This window comes from Coleofasciculus sp. G2-EDA-02 (genome assembly GCF_040226375.1).
GTDB lineage: Bacteria > Cyanobacteriota > Cyanobacteriia > Cyanobacteriales > Coleofasciculaceae > Coleofasciculus.
The window spans coordinates 22058-38362 of sequence record NZ_JAVKEW010000103.1 but is presented as its reverse complement, the minus strand read 5'-3'; the positions used below and the strand labels follow the sequence as shown (position 1 = coordinate 38362).

The window sequence follows — 16305 nt, the reverse complement described above, 5'->3', positions numbered from 1 at the left end:
AGTTACGCCTGGGGATGAGATGACCCGCTGCTTAGAAGAGGAAACTCCAAAAAGCAAGGTTGCTCGTAGAGCCAGGAAGACTCGTCAGTGATGATGGGAATCCCCACCCTCAGCTTTTAGCAGGGTGGGGAGGATGTCAATTCAGGTAAGCTACTGTTACCCCCGATCCTCCTTCCGCTTGCTTGGCTAATTCAAAACGATCAACGAGGGGATGGCGTTCTAAGAATTCATGTACCCCAGCCCTTAATTTTCCAGTTCCCTTACCATGAATAATCCACAATACCCCAGAGGCTATGGCTTTGGAAATGGCTTGTTCTAACTCGACTTCAGCATCGGCGATACGAGATCCGCGTAGATCAATCGTATTTTTCTCGGTGCGAATCGGGGGAGTCGGCGGGGATGAGGGGGCTGGTGCGGGGGTAGATGCGGGTTTGGATTTGACAGGGATATGCGCCTTTTGACCCTCTAGGGATTCGATATCCGCAAGGGATACCGTCATTTTCATTAAGCCAAAGCGCACGGTGAGTTCCCCATCTTCATCCGCAGGTGTCAAGACTTCAGCCGTTTGATTTAGACGAGGAATGCGGATGCGATCGCCAACTTGGGGTTTAAATTCTGGTTTGGCTTTCGCCGCAGGTGTTTTAGGGATATGGCGCTGCTCAATTGTCTTCAGCGCATCGGTGGCTTTTTGAGCGTTTTGAGCGATTTTGGGTCCTTGCTGCAATTTGCGAATCACTTGGGCAATTTCTGCTTTGGCTTGGGCGATCGCGTCTTGTACCGCTCGTTCTTGGGAGAGTTTCAACTCCCGTTCTCTCTCCTGCAAGAGTTTGGCTTTACTGGATACTTCTTGATGCAGGCGTTCGGTTTGCTGGAGGAGTTGGTTCGCTTCTTGGGCTTTGGTTTCCTGATCACGCCGTTGGGCTTCGAGTCCAGAAATTACCTGGTTCACCTCTTGTGAACTGCTTCCGACTAAGGTTTGAGCCAGGGATACCACGTCTGACTTTAACCCTAACCGTTGGGCAATGGTTAAGGCATTGGATCGACCGGGTATTCCCCATAGTAGGCGATAGGTGGGGGAAAGGGTGACATCATTAAACTCAACCGAGGCGTTTTCAAATCGTTCATCTTGATATTTGAGCGCCTTGAGTTCACCATAGTGGGTGGTGGCTACGGTAAGCTGAGCATGATCTGCTAGATATTTCAGGAGTGCGATCGCTAAAGCACTTCCTTCGGCTGGATCTGTTCCTGCGCCAATTTCATCGAGTAAGACTAGGGCTGATGTAGGATGTGGGATGTCTGGTTCCCTTTGTGCTAAATCATCTTCTCCCCCATCTGTAGAGACGTTGCATGGAACGTCTCTACAATTTTCCAACCCATCTAAAATCCGACTAATCCGGCGAATATGACCGGAAAATGTGGATAAACTCTGCTCCAAAGACTGTTCATCACCGATATCTGCCAAAATTTGCTCAAACCAAGGCAGTTCTACGGGTTCTTTGGCGGGGACAAATAAACCCACTTTTGCCATGAGTGCAGCTAACCCCAATGTTTTTAAGGTAACGGTTTTACCCCCTGTATTGGGACCGGTAATCGCCACAACTCTTATATGGGGCTGAATCTGGATGGTAATGGGTACAACTGGGGCATCTTCTTCGTGCTGATGCTGCCATACTAGCAGGGGATGTCGTAGCTGACGCAGGGTAATTGATTCTCGTTGATTCGGATCAATGAAGCGCGGCGGATTTGCCTGAAGCCAGAGGCTATATCGGGCTTTGGCGGTGGCTAAATCTAACCGAGTGGCGACGGCTAATACCTGTTCGAGATCTAGTTTAACGGCGGCGACTTGTTCGGTTAACACGCGACGCACGGCTTCAGCTTCGGCTTGTTCCCGTCGTTGATAGGTTTTGAGTTGATTACCGAGTCCAATGATCGCGTTAGGTTCAATGTATAGAGTAGCACCCGTACTGGAAGCGTCATGAACGATACCCGGAACCGAGTCTTTCTGGGGGGCTTTCACCGGGAGAACAAAGCGATCGCCCCGTTGAGTAATTAAGGGTTGCTGGAGGGCAGCGCCTTGGCGTTGTACGATATTCTGGAGCGTTTGATAGATGCGATCGCGTAGGGATTTAGTGTGTTGTCGAATTTCTGCTAGTTTTGGACTAGCGCGATCGGTGACATCCCCGCGTTCGTCGATACAACGATGAATTTCTTGTTCTAATTCGGGATAGGTACGAATATCAGCAACGAGTTGGTTAAGAACGGGGATATCCTCTTGATCATCGATGAGACGCCGTAAACGACGCACACCGAAGAGAGTTGTCGCGATCGCGAGTAAGTCTTCTCCTGATAATATCCCTTGTCGTTGTGCAATCTCTAGAGCATCACCAATATCCTGAATCCCTTCAAAGGTCCAGCCACTGGTTAACCGACATTCGAGTTGATAGACTTCTTTTGTCTGCGCCAACAGGTGCAGGCTTTCGGTTAAGGTGGCGGGAGGATGGAGATGGCGAGCCGCGATCGCGCCCAGTTTAGTGGCGGCGAAGGTTGCCAAGTGTTGGCACAGGCGTTGCCATTCGAGTAGTTCTAACGTTTCAGATTGAATCAAAGCCCAACTTTAAAGCTTATCTTATATGTTCATTATTAGACTATTTTCCCAGAGAGGGGAGTGAGTCTAACCGTACTCTGTCTGAAATATCTTGTCGAGTCGTTCCCTGGTGGGAGGAAATAGTTGATGAGGTCTGCCAAAAGGAGGAGAAATTTATCATACACCCAGTCTACTATTTAACTATGCTGTTGCTTCCCTGGGGTTAGGTAGGGAGCTATTCGTGAGCCAGCCTTGTTCTTCCCAAGGTTCAAGCGGGGCGATGGAATAATAGGATGTTATTTCCTCAATCTGGCGCAAATCCTCTAGCTGTACTCCCTGAAAGAGTTTGTCTAAGGCTTCGCGATCGGCTGAGGTTAGAGGAACCCTAGGGTATATGCAAGTCCGTGTCTGTTTTGCCATAATTCAATCCAGAATCAATTTCCACATATCGGATGTTATGAACGCAATCGCGGCATTCCCCGACTTCAGCGATAGCAAGTTGGGGAAGGATAGCGGATGATTTACGGGTTTCAATATCCCGTAAATCATCAAATTATTAGCCTTTATTTACTAAATTAAATGGTAAGGTAGGGGGTATGCTAACACGTCGAACCACATTCAGGCTATACCCAAACAAGGCTCAATGTGACAAGCTCCATTGGGCTAGAAAAATGCACTGTGAACTCTATAACGCGGCAATTTCTAACCGGAGGACACAGTACAAACACTTTGGGCATTCTGTTGATTACTTTGAACAACAGAATAGTCTACCTGAGTTTAAAAAGGTTTGGATTGAGTATGCTGAATTAGGTTCCCATACGTTACAAGCTACATTAAAGCGGGTTGATTTTGCCTATAAGCGATTTTTCAAAGGATTAGGCAAGTATCCTAGGTTCAAAGCGAAACGGCGATATAGTGGCTGGACATATCCAGACAAAGCAAGCTGGAAGGCTTTATCTAACGGCAAAAACGGTTACTTAGAACTGAAAGATCTCGATCTAAAGATACAGATGCGGGGACAAGCTAGAACTTGGGGAACGCCAACGACTTGCACAATTTTTTTTAGGAATGGTAAGTGGTATGCATCAATCACCGTACAGTGCAACCCAACTCGTCAAACAGGTACGGGTTCAATCGGAATCGACCTTGGCTGCCAAGACGCGGTGACGCTTTCAACTGGCGAAAAAATCGCTAAACCAGATTTTATTCAGGAGGGACATAAGAAGGTTAAAGCCGCCTCAAAGCGGTTAAGACGTAAAAAACCGCCTAATAGGAACAAAAAAGTTTTGGGATCGAGACGATGGAAAAAGGAACGCAAGCGCATATCTAAACTTCAGAGCAAGATAGCCCGACAACGGGAAGATTGGCTGCACAAAGTAACCAGCGATATAGTGAGCGGTAATAGCCTAATCGGTGGAGAGCAGTTAAACGTCAAGGGTATGACTCGGAAAGCAAAGAAGGGTAAGCGTAAGAAGCAAAAAGCCGGGTTAAATCGGTCGATTCTTGACGTTGGGTTTGGTAGAGTCGGTGATTTATTAACCTACAAATCTGCTGAGGCAGGTGGGTTTTATGTTGAGTCACCAACTAGGACGCTTAAGCCAACTCAACGGTGCGCTAAATGTTGGGAATTAACGCCTAAGACTTTGAGCGATAGAGTTCATGTTTGCTCTAATCCCGACTGCAAGCACGTCGAAGATAGAGATGTTAATGCCGCTCAAGTTAATGAGATTTGGGCAAGGGGTTTGGAACGAACCTCTTCAGACGCAGAGCCGCCTAGCTCTACTGATTGTGGAAGCATGAAGCAACTAGGGGTGAGGAAGTGTCAGAAACAGCGACTTCAACGAAGTAAGTCGCTGTAGTTCATTAAATATTACAGAAGCTTTACATCGATCCATCTGCCATTTTAGGGAGATTGTCTGATCCGGGCTTCTGACTGGAGAGGCAATTCACAGGTTGCGTCTTTTGTCAATATAGTTCTGACATGTCATGTATAGAGTTTAATTAATCGGAATTTGAATCCAGAACTCTGTTCCTTGTCCCGGTTCAGAATGACATTTAAGAATACCACCATGTTTCTCGACAACAATTTGGTGGCTAATTGACAAACCTAATCCTGTTCCCTTACCAACAGGTTTTGTAGTAAAGAAAGGATCAAATAACCGATCGCGGATGGTTTGGCTCATTCCGGGTCCATTATCGCGAATCCGAATCACGGCTTGATTATTGTCTACAACCTCAGTGCTAATCCAAATTGTTGGTTTAAGGTTAAACTGGCTATCTTCGGCGGTAATTGCTCCGGCTTTTATTTCACCGTCAAAGGCATCAAGGGCATTGCTAATAATATTCATAAAGACTTGATTCAGTTGACCAGCATAACATTCAACCGGAGGCAAATCACCGTATTCTTTAATCAACGTAATCCCCGGAGAATTCCCACAGGGTTTCATCCGGTTGCGGAGAATTAGTAAGGTACTGTCAATGCCTTCATGAATATTGACTGCCTTCATTTCGGCTTGATCAAGCCGCGAGAAATTCCGTAGCGAAATCACAATCTCTTGAATCCGATCTGCTCCCATCTTCATTGAGGAGAGCATTTTTGGCAAGTCTTCGATGAGGAAGGATAACTCAATGTCTTCGATAAACTCTTGAATATCTGGAAGCGGATTGGGATAGTATTGTTGATAACATTCGATCAGTTGTAATAAATCGCCAATATAGTTCGTCGTATGGCTGAGGTTGCCGGTGATGAAATTAACCGGATTATTGATTTCGTGGGCGATACCGGCTACCATTTGACCGATGGTAGACATTTTCTCGGTCTGAATTAATAGCGATTGAGTTTGCTTTAATTCCCTTAATGCCTGCTCTAATTGGTTTGCCTGGGTTTGAGCCGCCTGCGCTGTTGCCAGAGTTTCAGCGAATAATTCCGCATGTTCAATCGCAATCACGAGTTGATCAACCACCGCTTGCAATAATTTGACTTCGCGATCGCTCCATTGGCGCGAACCCTGATAATGACTGCATATAATCGCCCCCAGTTGTCCGGTTTTGGTTTGTAATGGTAGAACTAACCCTGAGGTAATTCCCCAATCGGCGAGTAGGGATCGGGTTTCGGGGGCTAAGTTTTGAGTTTGGCTGATATCATTAATTCTCAGGGGATGTAATTTGCCAATAATGTCCGCTATGGGGACAAGTTGTGGCGGGAGACAGTCTCCTAATAAACTGGGTAAATTTGGATCTCGTGCTTCATGGGTAACCCGCAAACTGGGCTTTTCTGAATTGGACTCTAACCATAAAAAGTGACAGCCGTCAACCTCCAGTAATCCGCGAATTTCAGTGACGGCGGTGTCTAGGATTGTATCGAGTTCTAGGGAATTGCGAATTTGACTAGCTAACTGAAACAGTAACGCTTCCCGGCGACTGAGGAGTTCTTCGCGTATCCAAATCCGGTCAATAGCTACCGCGATCGCATTAGCCACCCATCCCAATACCCCTTGTACAATTTTAGAGAAAGGTTGGCAACTGTGTAACCCAATAAACCCAACCAGGTGAGACTCGACAATCAGCGGGTAAATCCCGATATAGCTTTTGTTGGACAAGTCATTTCCCGCCGTTAAGATAGGACGATGAATCGGCTTTAGGGTTTGGGCGACTTTGGCGATTAAGCCTTGGTTGGTGAGGAGGCGTTGGGGGAATAGGTGTGTAGGTAAATGTTCGCCACTATTTGCCTGCAATTCTAAGACTAAGGGTATTTGGGTCTCCTCAGTAATGCCTGCCACTGTCCAAATCCCAGCACCGAGGGCGTTCAGATGACGTACCATGGCTTCAGTACAGCGTTTGAGACTTTCGCCCAGACTGCCGTTTTGTCCAACGAGAACAGCGCCAATATCGGCTTCTAAGGTAGACAAACGGGATCGTTCTAGCAGACTGGCTTTACGTTGCTTAGTATGGGTAATATCACGGGCGATCGCATGGACGACATCAGCTTCGGCTAAAGGCAAACAGTTCCAAGCAAGCCATTTATAAGATCCATCTTGACATCGATAGCGATGCTCAAAGTAAACGTCTGATGAACTGCTTAATAGGGTTTGCCAAGCCGTTAATGTAGCGGTACGATCTTGAGGATGGACGAAATCGAGGAATGGTTGAGACAGGAGTGTCTGTTGGCTATAGGCGAGGGTTGTTTCAAAGGCGGGATTGATCCGCTTAAACGTACCATCGAAGCCAATAACTGCCATCAAGTCAGGGGATAGGGCAAAAAAGCGATCCAGTTCAACTTTGGCTTGTTTTTGTGCCGTGATATCCTTACAAATTGAGATATATTCATAAGGACCTCCTTGGGCATCAATTAAAGGCACGATGGTGGTATCGACCCAATAGAAGCTGCCGTCTTTGGCACGATCCTGGATATCACCTCGCCAGATTTTTCCTTGGGAAATCGTGTGCCACAAGTCCTGAAAAAACTGCGGTGGATGATAGCCAGAACTGAGTAGATGATGGTCAGCGCCGTAAAGCTCATGCCGGGAATATTTACAGATCTGGCAAAATTTATCATTAACGTAATTAATTTTACCGTGACGGTCTGTAATCGCGACAATTGAAGACTGATCCAGCGCCACTGTCAGATCGACTAGGTTTTCCAGGGACGTTTGTAGGGCTTTTTCCATCCGTTGACAGTGATGAACCTGGGTTGCCAAATTGATCACTTTCTTTTGCCACTCTAACTGTGCGATCGCCTGTCGGCTTAATGCGGCTAGGGAGTCTTTTTGTTGTACGGTTAACTGTCGCGGAACTTGGTCGATAACCAATAAAATACCCACCGTTTCATTTTGAGGGGTAACTAAGGGAACGGCGGCATAAAATCGGATCGGGAGTGAACTTGTCAGGGATTTATCTGAGGCTAGAGTATCTTCTACCACCAATAGCGGCTGATCTTCCCTTGCCAAATGTTGCAGGATTTGGCGACACAATTCTAAGTAATGCGGTGTAGAATCGGCTTCTAAACCCAATTGTGATGGCAACCACTGACCTTTGGTATCCCGGAGACTGATGAGTGCGATCGGGGTTTGGACAACGCTAGCGGCTAAACGAGTTAAATCCTCAAATGTTGCTTTAGCTGCCATATCCATATGACGATCTGGATAGAGTTGCTCAAGGTTGACTGTTGTGTTGCTAGATACTAGCGTTTTCATTAAAGTTACTTCTCCTTACCCTTGCCAAAGCCAGATGCTCTAGTGTTACGTCATTGTCATAGATTTTATCTGTACGCCCTGAGAAGATCCTCGTTTTTAGCGATGGGAGCGCCAACACTCCAGTTCTATCATCCATGAACCCCCTTGAGTAAACCCTATCCTGGCTTCAAGATAGGGTAATGTGTAGATAGCTTAAGTGAATCGGTAAACCCTTGTTTCAAGAATGGCTTTAGTGTAATATTCTCGTTAACCCAACCAGACCAATGTTTGCTCAGGGTAGGTACGCCTGTACATAAACCTACGCTATGGTCGCATTTACCGCCACCAAGACTAATATTTATTTTATTGGGACTTACGCCAACTAGCACGGCAAGCGCTACCTGTCGAGAGAATTCATGAATTTCCCCTACTATGGCTAAAGTTGCTGCGTAAGTGTTGTCTAAGTTGGCACATTGGGACATTAGCGATGCTGTTTATGACATAGCAACAAGGGAGGGGTTGCGCTCCACAGAGGAAGTTGAACAAAGAGATTAAGCATTGGGGTAACGTGCAAGTTCACGCTTATGAGGCGTTTACCGCTTCTGATCAGGGGTTAAGTGCTACGATCTTAACCAATTTTAGGATACCTTTATATTTTCTTCATAAAAACGGCTGGGGCGGGGGAAGCGGGGGGAGATTGGGGAGATGGGGAAGCTGGGGAAGCGGGGGAAGCGGGGGAAGCTGGGGAAGCGGGGGAAGCTGGGGGAGAGAAAGTTATATGTTTGAATGCAACTTGGTATTGTAAAGTTTCAATAAGAATATGGTCAGATATAGTCATGCTTGGTAATATATAGACATGAAACTATCAGACTATGCCAAAAAAGCAGGAATCAGTTATCGAACTGCCTGGAGGTGGTGGAAACAAGGAAATTTGACAGGTTATCAATTGCCGTCTGGTACGATTATCATAACTTCGGAGGCGATTGAGGACAACTTGAAACCTGACTTGATAGCTTGTATTTATGCAAGAGTTTCCAGCGCCCAAAACAAAGATAATCTAGAGCGACAAGCAGAGCGGTTAAAAGATTATGCAATTGCCAGAGGCTACAAAATTTATAAAATTGTCAAAGAGATTGGAAGTGGTATAAATGACAATCGAAAACAATTGGCAAAAATCCTAGTAGACCCAAACTACAATATTTTGATTGTAGAACATAAAGATCGTCTCGCTAGATTTGGAACAAATTATATAGAAATTCTCCTAAAAGAATTAGGTAAAAAAGTTGAAATTGTCAATCAAAGTGAGGATAAAAAAGATGAATTAATGGAAGATTTAATCGCCCTTATAAACTATTTTTGTTCGCAGATTTACGGATTAAGAAGGTCGAAACAAAAAACCGAAAAGATTATAGCCGAGTTAAAATCTCACGGACAATAATCCTACTAGCGGAAAGACATATAATAAAAAAAAGCCTCAACCGATGAGAGATGAAAACTATGGAATAAAAGTTTTAAACTAAAAATAGTCAAGAATCTATTGAAAACCTGATTGAGGCGAAGTGTTCTACCGAATTTGGCAACGTTGTTTCTGGGGGGTGTCATTGTTCCTCGGTGTCTTCAGTCTGGCGGTAACGGTTGAAGCTCAACCTGCACCCGTGTTTATTCCGTTTATGGAACGTATCCAAAAAAATTTGCCTGTCGGGTTAGCCATGCGCTTACCCACCCAGTTACGAGTGAATGATCTTTTGGATATTGATCCAAACCAACTGATTGTCCGGGTTTTTCCCTCCCAAGCCCCCTCTAGTTATACGGTGAGTCTGTTTACCTGCGATCGCAGCCCAAATTCCTGCTTATTGGGTAGCTTTTCAGTCAACCCCAAGGAGTCGGCGAGTGCGAGGCGTGATCTGGAGCGACATGAAACTCTAGGCGATCGCATTACATTGGCGCCTAATGTGGCTGGATATCTGATTGAAGGACCATCTCAAAATCCATCCTACTCCTTCTCAACCGTGATGTGGCAGCAAAACGATATGATTTATACGATTAGCTTTCCTGCCATTGAACGGCAAAATATTCTCTACATGGCGCTTTCTATGGCAAGGGAACAAGCATTTTATCGTCGTTAGTAATTCGTCATTCGCCAGGGAATAGAAAACTCTTCACAAATTGACAATGGATAATGAACAATGGATAATGACCTCTCCTTAAAAGAAGAGGATTGAAATTAAGGAAAACCTTTTTTAATTTCTTCGTAAACGAAGAGATCTTAGACCAAATTCATCAATTGTAAATTATCAATTATTAATTATCAATTATTAATTATCCATTGATAAGTCATGATTCAGAACTTGGCGAATTACATCGGCTGGAACTTGATCTGTTATCGATACCTGACCAATTTGCGTGGGTAAAACAAATCGTACTTTACCATCTTTCACTTTCTTATCGGTTTGCAGGGTATCAATAATCGCATCAATCTCCAATCCCGGTGGTAACTGAGTGAGTAATCCGGCTTTCTCAATTAAAGCCTTCTGACGTTCCGCTTCTTGGGATGTCCACATCTGAAGTTCTACCGCAATTTGACCAGCCGCAACCATGCCAATCGCCACAGCTTCCCCATGATTAACGACTTTATAGCCGGTTAAACTTTCGACTGCATGACCAATCGTGTGACCATAATTTAAAATTGCTCTTAATCCGGCTTCTTTCTCATCCTGACTGACGACATCGGCTTTGGCTTGGCAAGAGGAGGATAAAATAAAGGACAATAATTCATCATCCAAATACCGCAGTTGGTCGAGACGTTTAGTATTCTCTAACTTAGCAAATAAGTCAGCATTCCAGATTACGCCATATTTAATCACCTCTGCCATTCCCGCCCGTAATTCTCGTGGGGGTAAGGTTTGTAAAACTTGCGGATCAATTAAAACAAAGCGGGGTTGGTGAAATGCACCAATTAAGTTTTTGCCTTGGGGATGGTTTACCCCTGTCTTACCGCCAATGGCTGCATCTACCATAGCTAAAAGGGAAGTGGGAACTTGGACGACATTGATCCCCCGTAACCATGTAGCCGCCGCAAACCCCGTCATATCCCCGATTACGCCTCCCCCTAATGCCACCAGGGTTGAAGACCGTTCTAAGCGGTTCTGGAGGGCTGCATCGTGGATTTTTTGAATAGACTTAAGGGTTTTATAACGTTCGCCTGCGGGTAAGGTACAGTGAGACACCTGATAGCCGACCAACTTTAGCGCCGCGATCGCTCGTTCCCCGTAGCGGCGAAAAATGGCTGGATTGGAGACGAGGAGAACCTGCTTCCCCAGTTTCAGCCGACTCATCCAAACGCCTATATCGTCTAAGCTTCCCGGCGCGATCGCAATATCATAAGACTGCGGCGGTACTTCAACCCGAATCACTGACTTCATTTGATTTATCCTAAGCCACTCTGGGCTGTATTTTATCCCGCTGTGATGATTCAATGGATAAATAAGACTTTTTTTGGGAGAGTAGTATATGCCAGTCTCTGGAATCATCGCCTATTTTGTCATCCTCGGTGGCGCCACAGGTGTCGCCCTAGCCTTGTTTTTTGGTCTGAAAGCGGTCAAATTGATTTAAACCTAGGGATGAAACCCAACAAGAATCGGTTGGGTTTCACTAGGTTCAACCAAACCTACCACAGTGCTATGATCCGTCAAAAAAGCGGCAAGGAATGATTGGAGGTAAAGCCAGGAAAAACCTGAGCAACTTGATTCGCCTTAAGTTGAATATGTTGCTCTAATATAGACGCGATCGCGTCTCGAAAATCTGTGGTGACGGCTAAATCTCGTCCTTGGAATAGCGCTGATTCACTCAAACCTGTCCATTCCCCATAAACCTTACCACCACGAATCCCACCCCCTAAAATCCACATCACGTTACCATGTCCGTGATCCGTTCCCCCATTACCATTCTCCTTCACCGTGCGACCGAACTCAGATAAGATTGCGATCGCAGTATCAGAATAGACTGATCCTAATTCCTTGACTAGAGTCACTAATCCTTGGGCTAGAGATTTCAGTTTATTGGCAAACTGACCCTGACTGCTTCCCTGATTAATATGAGTATCCCAGCCACCTAACGCCATAAATGCCAATTGAGTCTGAGAATCTCCAACCATTAGCCTCGCCAGATTGCGGGTATCTTTAGCAAATCCATTTGGAGGGGGTGCGCCGTTGTCAGCTTCCCGCATTTCAGCCGCTAGGGTAGCCAGTAGAATTTCCCGCGCTTGTTGTCCTTCCTGATAAGCTAGATGAATCGAATCATTTCCACTGTAAAGACGTTCAAATGCTGCATTGAGTTGAGAACGATCCACTGACAGAGAACGGGTAGCATTATTTCCTGGTGGTAGACTAGCCACAGAATTTTGACCCATCAGGATAGGCGAGATCATGGAACCGATATTAACGGCTTGAGTGGGTCCTGCTTGAGGGAGAGTCGCTAACAGACGATTCATCCAACCATCAGATGTCGTTTTATCTCCAGGAGTTCCACTTTCCATATAATTTTGAGCATCAAAATGAGAGCGAGTGGTATCCGGTGATCCGCAAGCATGGATAAAGGCTAAACTTCCTTGTTTCCATAAAGGAATTAGGTCAGCTAAAGCGGGATGCAAACCAAAACGACCATCTAAATCTAGCACTCCTCCTTTTTCTTTGGGTTGGGGAATCGCAATTCTGGGTCTTGCTTCGTAGTAGTCTGGGTCTTGGTAGGGAACTACCACATTTAATCCATCGATACCACCGCGCAGGAATATGACAATAAGTCGCTTGTTGGTATTAGTTGAAGCCATTCCTCTCGCCGCCCAACCATGCAACCCAATCGGGGTAAGTCCAGCAGCAGTCAAGAGGCTAGCGTATTGTAAAAATTTGCGTCGGTTCATGAGGGTAGGTGATGGAGAGGGAGGATTGAAAGTCGGGGCGGGTTTAGCTGATCCGGCGATAGTTTTGATTCATAGTGGAATGAATCGCCAGTAATGCCAATAATAGTGGCATTGTATCCAAACGCGATCGCACTTTGCCCCCATCATCGCACCTTACCCCTCAACTTACATTAAATCGCGATCGGTGGTAGAGGCTCTCCGAACGAATCTGTGGGGTTTGGGTGGTAAATATTGAGACAGGGCAAACTGTGGCGTTTTTGCAGTTTGAAGAGGCGGTGCAGGAAATTTTTGCGGTTCAGGTGTTACCGGGTATTCGGTTTCCTGAGATTATCGACTGGGATGAAAAACTAATTGCGACTTCTTATGTTTTGCCGGATGCAGCGTTGGTGGAGTAGATTTTACCATTGAATAGGGCGCACGCCATGCGCCCCTACGGTTTCTTTTCCGTAATTCTAATTCATTTTGATTTATACTAAATTCGGGTTAACTACCCCCGTTATCACCCAGTCCGCGCAGGCGGACGAAAGTTTGTGTAGCAGCGATTTCAATCGCCTTGAAGAGGGTGATAACGGCTTGATTCGCTTTAAGTTGTATATGTAACTCTAATAGTGACGCGATCGCTCCTCGAAAATCCTATTCAAACATGGGCGGTTCTTTTAGCTGATTTTCCGAAAAACTGAGGGGACTAGGGGAAGGAGGTAAACTATTCACTGTTGCAGGTGTGCGAATTCGTTCTAGCTGACTCAATGCCCAACGCGCTGTTTCCTGAACATCAGCCTCCGGATCATCTAAGGCATAGGATAATAACTGACTCATTTGTGCCACTAATTCATACATCAAGGTCAAGTCTCGGATCGCGTTTTTACGCACCTGGGGATTATCATCCTGTAGGGAAAGCGCTAACGCCCGATTCATGGGTTTGAGTGTCTTCATCCCAATTTGGGATAGCGCCTCTATAATTAAGCTGCGCTGCTGAGAATCAGACTCTAACATCAGATTGACTAAGGGTTGTACCGCCCTGGAATCTCCCCGTTGTGCCAGTTCCCAAATTGCTTTGCGTCGTTTGGTTGGATCACAATCTTGTAAGTCTTTAACTAATTGATTCACCCCATTTTTTTTCGCCAGCCGATTCTTGGGTTGAGTCAGTGGGGCGCTAGTTGAGGGTTCAAAATGGGATGGCGATTCACTGATGTGGGAGTCAGTTACGCTTAATCCTGAAGAATTGTATCCATTTTTATAGGGTTCAGATAGATGAGTTGGGGGGAGCTCAACCGATTCGGCGGGGGATGACTCTCGCCCATTGCTACTCGACATTACCATAGGCAGTTCCGGTTCCTCTGGAGGGGAAGAGGGCACAGAATCCTCTGCTTTTGCAGGGGCTTGACCTTTTTTGGGATTATCCAATACCTTGAGTAAAAAGAATAAGCCTCCACCAAATATTCCTAAGGTTCCACAAACACCTGCGACTATCCACAGGAGTTGTTGGCGATTGCTGTTGGGTTGAGCTTTTTCAGCGTTTTGGTTGTCTTCCTCAGCGTTTTCTGCTTCCCCTGGAGAATTATCTGGTTCAGGGACTTCCGCCGCTGCGGCTTGCAGCTTAGTCCATGTGCTTAAACCAACAACACCATCTGCGTCAAGATCGATTGATTCTTGGAATTCTATAACAGCCAGCCTGGTGGTGTCTCCATAGACACCATCGGTATCACCCTCGTAGTAGCCTAGCTTTTTCAGACGAGTCTGCAAGGCTTGCACCGTTTCTCCTCGACTCCCCACTTGCAGGGGTAATTCCTCAATGCCTTTAGGACTGGGGGACTGAGCGAGGAGTAAGGGGGGGGATAGGTTAACCGATGGATGGGCGATCGCAGGCTCTAATCCCAGGAGAGAGCCAATGCCTATAAACCCGCCCACGCAGGTCATATAGGCAGCTAGAAGTACAGGGGAGCGATGGCAAGTCATAAGAAAATTAGGAACCTGAAGGGTTTGCCATGTCGGGACAGCCTCTTATCAGTCTCACTCCAAGATAGCTTAAATACTTACTCCTGAATTAAAACGGCGACCTAGATGAGTCAATTTTTAAAGAGCCAGGAGTCTTTGCACCTGTTCCTCCCACTTTATCAAATGTAGGCGATCGCAAACGGCTGGAGGAAAGTGCATTTTTCGATAAACTGTATCTCAGCATACAGAAACTTAATAAAATATTTTCTTTCCCCATCCTCCCAGGGCGGGTTTAGTTAAGTTGTAGGTTATCTTCAGAACAAACGTTGAGGGTAAAACCCGCCCCTATCCCTGGAACTCTTTGTGTATCAATCGAAAACATTTCCAGCCACTGAAATTGGTTAACGAGGCAATCTTTTAACTTCAGAGTTTTGGACTTTCAGAGGTAAAGGAATTAAACCCATCGCTTTCAGGCTGCGGATGATGCGATCGCGAGGGGTTAAGGATTCGGCGGTAACTGTCTGATTGGCGGTACTCCAGGCTTGGCGGAATGATGCCAATCCCTGGGCAATTTCCTGACGCTGATTAATCAAATAGATACTAACTAACGTCAAAGTGACGCCTACCCATTGCAGGGAACTCAAGACTTCCCCTAAAAACAGATTGCCAAATACCAGGGCAAACACAGGAGTCAGAAACGTCAAAGCACTGAGACTGGTGAGATTCCCCTTAGAAGCAAAATAGAAGAATAACCCATAGGCGATCGCACTGCCAAATATGGTCGAGTAAGCCAGTGCCATCCAGCCACTCAAGTCAATATTCACCCACTGTTGAGATTCCCACATCCCCGAAAGCGCAAACAAGGGTAATCCGCCTAAAATCATGTGCCAACCTGTCGCCACAACGGGATCGGCATATCGAGTGATATAGCTAATGCTCACCGTTCCACAAGCCATCGACAGGGAAGCCAATAACATCAGCCATTCCCCATTTTGGAAAAGATGCTGCCAACTCAATTCCACAGTTGCCACCTTGCCATGCACAAGGCTCAAAATCCAGGCATCTGGCAAACCAATCAAACTGATGCCCACAATACCAATTGCCAGTCCTAAGCCACCCCACAGACCAATAATCTCACCAAAAAGCCAACCTGAGAGTAATGCTACAGCTAAAGGCTGAGAATCAATCATCACTGAACCCAAGCCAGCCCCCGTTCGCACTAAGCCCTCGGCTAAAAATCCTTGAAATAAAGCACCGTCTATTAGCGCAAACAAGCTAATCCATAACCAAGCAGCCCACCCTTTGGGTTGGGGACGCCCCATCATCGAAGCCGCGATCAGGACAAGCACTCCAGCCGGGACTAAGCGCACTCCTGCCATGAATAGAGGAGTTGTATGGGGAATGACCCCTTTCATCGCTACCATTGCCGTCCCCCACAGGAAAAACGGCGCAATCAACAGTAAGGAGGTGAAAGGGGATTGATTCGTTATTTTTAGCTGCATGAGATTGAGTTTATTATCAACGCTTGGGATAAACCCCGGATATTTTTTATGATTCTTTACAATTGTACTGAATTTTTACTTTATGTTAAGCAAATGATACAAACAGGGCAGTGGTCATGGGTCATTCGTCCTTGGTCAATAGACAGGCAACAGGACAGATTCGGACAAAAAGCCCTAGATCGTGCAAACTGGTAAAGT

Annotated in this window: 12 protein-coding genes; 5 read left to right on the top strand and 7 right to left on the bottom strand. The window is 45.9% G+C overall.

Annotation, left to right across the window (positions count from 1 at the left end; all coding sequences use genetic code 11):
- Window positions 1-136: 136 nt before the first annotated feature.
- Complete coding sequence (locus tag RLO19_RS11665; RefSeq protein WP_446356532.1) at window positions 137-2605, bottom strand: endonuclease MutS2; 2469 nt, start codon at window positions 2603-2605, stop codon at window positions 137-139.
- Between the two features lie 180 nt (window positions 2606-2785).
- Entirely contained in the window at window positions 2786-3004 is a 219-nt protein-coding gene (locus tag RLO19_RS11660; protein ID WP_446356531.1) for a hypothetical protein, read from the bottom strand.
- 176 nt (window positions 3005-3180) lie between these two features.
- On the opposite strand from RLO19_RS11660, the gene RLO19_RS11655 reads away from it, so the two are divergent.
- Window positions 3181-4443, top strand: coding sequence for an RNA-guided endonuclease InsQ/TnpB family protein (locus tag RLO19_RS11655; RefSeq protein WP_446356529.1), 1263 nt, complete (start codon window positions 3181-3183; stop codon window positions 4441-4443).
- A 138-nt stretch (window positions 4444-4581) separates the two neighbouring features.
- On the opposite strand, the gene RLO19_RS11650 is transcribed toward RLO19_RS11655, so the two are convergent.
- On the bottom strand, window positions 4582-7776 hold the full coding sequence (locus RLO19_RS11650) for a PAS domain S-box protein (RefSeq protein WP_446356527.1): 3195 nt from the start codon (window positions 7774-7776) through the stop codon (window positions 4582-4584).
- Between the two features lie 835 nt (window positions 7777-8611).
- On the opposite strand from RLO19_RS11650, the gene RLO19_RS11645 reads away from it, so the two are divergent.
- Together RLO19_RS11645 and RLO19_RS11640 are read left to right on the top strand one after the other, a co-directional pair.
- The gene (locus RLO19_RS11645) at window positions 8612-9193 is read left to right on the top strand and encodes an IS607 family transposase (protein WP_446356525.1); all 582 of its coding nucleotides are present in this window, start codon (window positions 8612-8614) and stop codon (window positions 9191-9193) included.
- Window positions 9194-9314: 121 nt separating this feature from the next.
- Complete coding sequence (locus RLO19_RS11640) at window positions 9315-9881, top strand: hypothetical protein (protein ID WP_446356523.1); 567 nt, start codon at window positions 9315-9317, stop codon at window positions 9879-9881.
- 189 nt (window positions 9882-10070) lie between these two features.
- On the opposite strand, the gene aroB is transcribed toward RLO19_RS11640, so the two are convergent.
- Window positions 10071-11177: a 3-dehydroquinate synthase gene (aroB, locus tag RLO19_RS11635; protein ID WP_446356521.1), complete on the bottom strand. Its 1107-nt coding sequence runs from the start codon at window positions 11175-11177 to the stop codon at window positions 10071-10073.
- An 88-nt stretch (window positions 11178-11265) separates the two neighbouring features.
- Between aroB and petL the strand changes: the two genes are divergently transcribed.
- The gene (gene petL / locus RLO19_RS11630) at window positions 11266-11367 is read left to right on the top strand and encodes a cytochrome b6-f complex subunit PetL (protein WP_446334428.1); all 102 of its coding nucleotides are present in this window, start codon (window positions 11266-11268) and stop codon (window positions 11365-11367) included.
- Between the two features lie 76 nt (window positions 11368-11443).
- Here the strand turns inward: petL and RLO19_RS11625 are convergent, their stop codons facing one another.
- Window positions 11444-12670 carry a DUF1501 domain-containing protein gene (locus tag RLO19_RS11625; RefSeq protein ID WP_446356519.1) on the bottom strand — a complete coding sequence of 409 codons (1227 nt, stop codon included), beginning with the start codon at window positions 12668-12670 and terminating at the stop codon, window positions 11444-11446.
- A gap of 206 nt (window positions 12671-12876) precedes the next feature.
- On the opposite strand from RLO19_RS11625, the gene RLO19_RS11620 reads away from it, so the two are divergent.
- On the top strand, window positions 12877-13065 hold the full coding sequence (locus RLO19_RS11620; RefSeq protein ID WP_446356535.1) for a DUF4915 domain-containing protein: 189 nt from the start codon (window positions 12877-12879) through the stop codon (window positions 13063-13065).
- A gap of 238 nt (window positions 13066-13303) precedes the next feature.
- Here RLO19_RS11620 and RLO19_RS11615 read toward each other — a convergent pair whose 3' ends face one another.
- Window positions 13304-14626, bottom strand: a complete 1323-nt coding sequence (locus tag RLO19_RS11615; RefSeq protein WP_446356517.1) for a peptidoglycan-binding protein — start codon at window positions 14624-14626, stop codon at window positions 13304-13306.
- Window positions 14627-15006: 380 nt separating this feature from the next.
- Window positions 15007-16107, bottom strand: a complete 1101-nt coding sequence (locus RLO19_RS11610) for a DMT family transporter (RefSeq protein WP_446356515.1) — start codon at window positions 16105-16107, stop codon at window positions 15007-15009.
- Window positions 16108-16305 lie beyond the last annotated feature (198 nt).

Bases quoted from the DNA above. Each gene is read 5' to 3' on its own strand.
- RLO19_RS11660 (WP_446356531.1), bottom strand. From the start codon at position 3,004: ATGGCAAAACAGACACGGACTTGCATATACCCTAGGGTTCCTCTAACC.
- RLO19_RS11655 (WP_446356529.1), top strand. From the start codon at position 3,181: ATGCTAACACGTCGAACCACATTCAGGCTATACCCAAACAAGGCTCAA.
- RLO19_RS11650 (WP_446356527.1), bottom strand. From the start codon at position 7,776: ATGAAAACGCTAGTATCTAGCAACACAACAGTCAACCTTGAGCAACTC.
- RLO19_RS11645 (WP_446356525.1), top strand. From the start codon at position 8,612: ATGAAACTATCAGACTATGCCAAAAAAGCAGGAATCAGTTATCGAACT.
- aroB (WP_446356521.1), bottom strand. From the start codon at position 11,177: ATGAAGTCAGTGATTCGGGTTGAAGTACCGCCGCAGTCTTATGATATT.
- petL (WP_446334428.1), top strand. From the start codon at position 11,266: ATGCCAGTCTCTGGAATCATCGCCTATTTTGTCATCCTCGGTGGCGCC.
- RLO19_RS11625 (WP_446356519.1), bottom strand. From the start codon at position 12,670: ATGAACCGACGCAAATTTTTACAATACGCTAGCCTCTTGACTGCTGCT.
- RLO19_RS11615 (WP_446356517.1), bottom strand. From the start codon at position 14,626: ATGACTTGCCATCGCTCCCCTGTACTTCTAGCTGCCTATATGACCTGC.
- RLO19_RS11610 (WP_446356515.1), bottom strand. From the start codon at position 16,107: ATGCAGCTAAAAATAACGAATCAATCCCCTTTCACCTCCTTACTGTTG.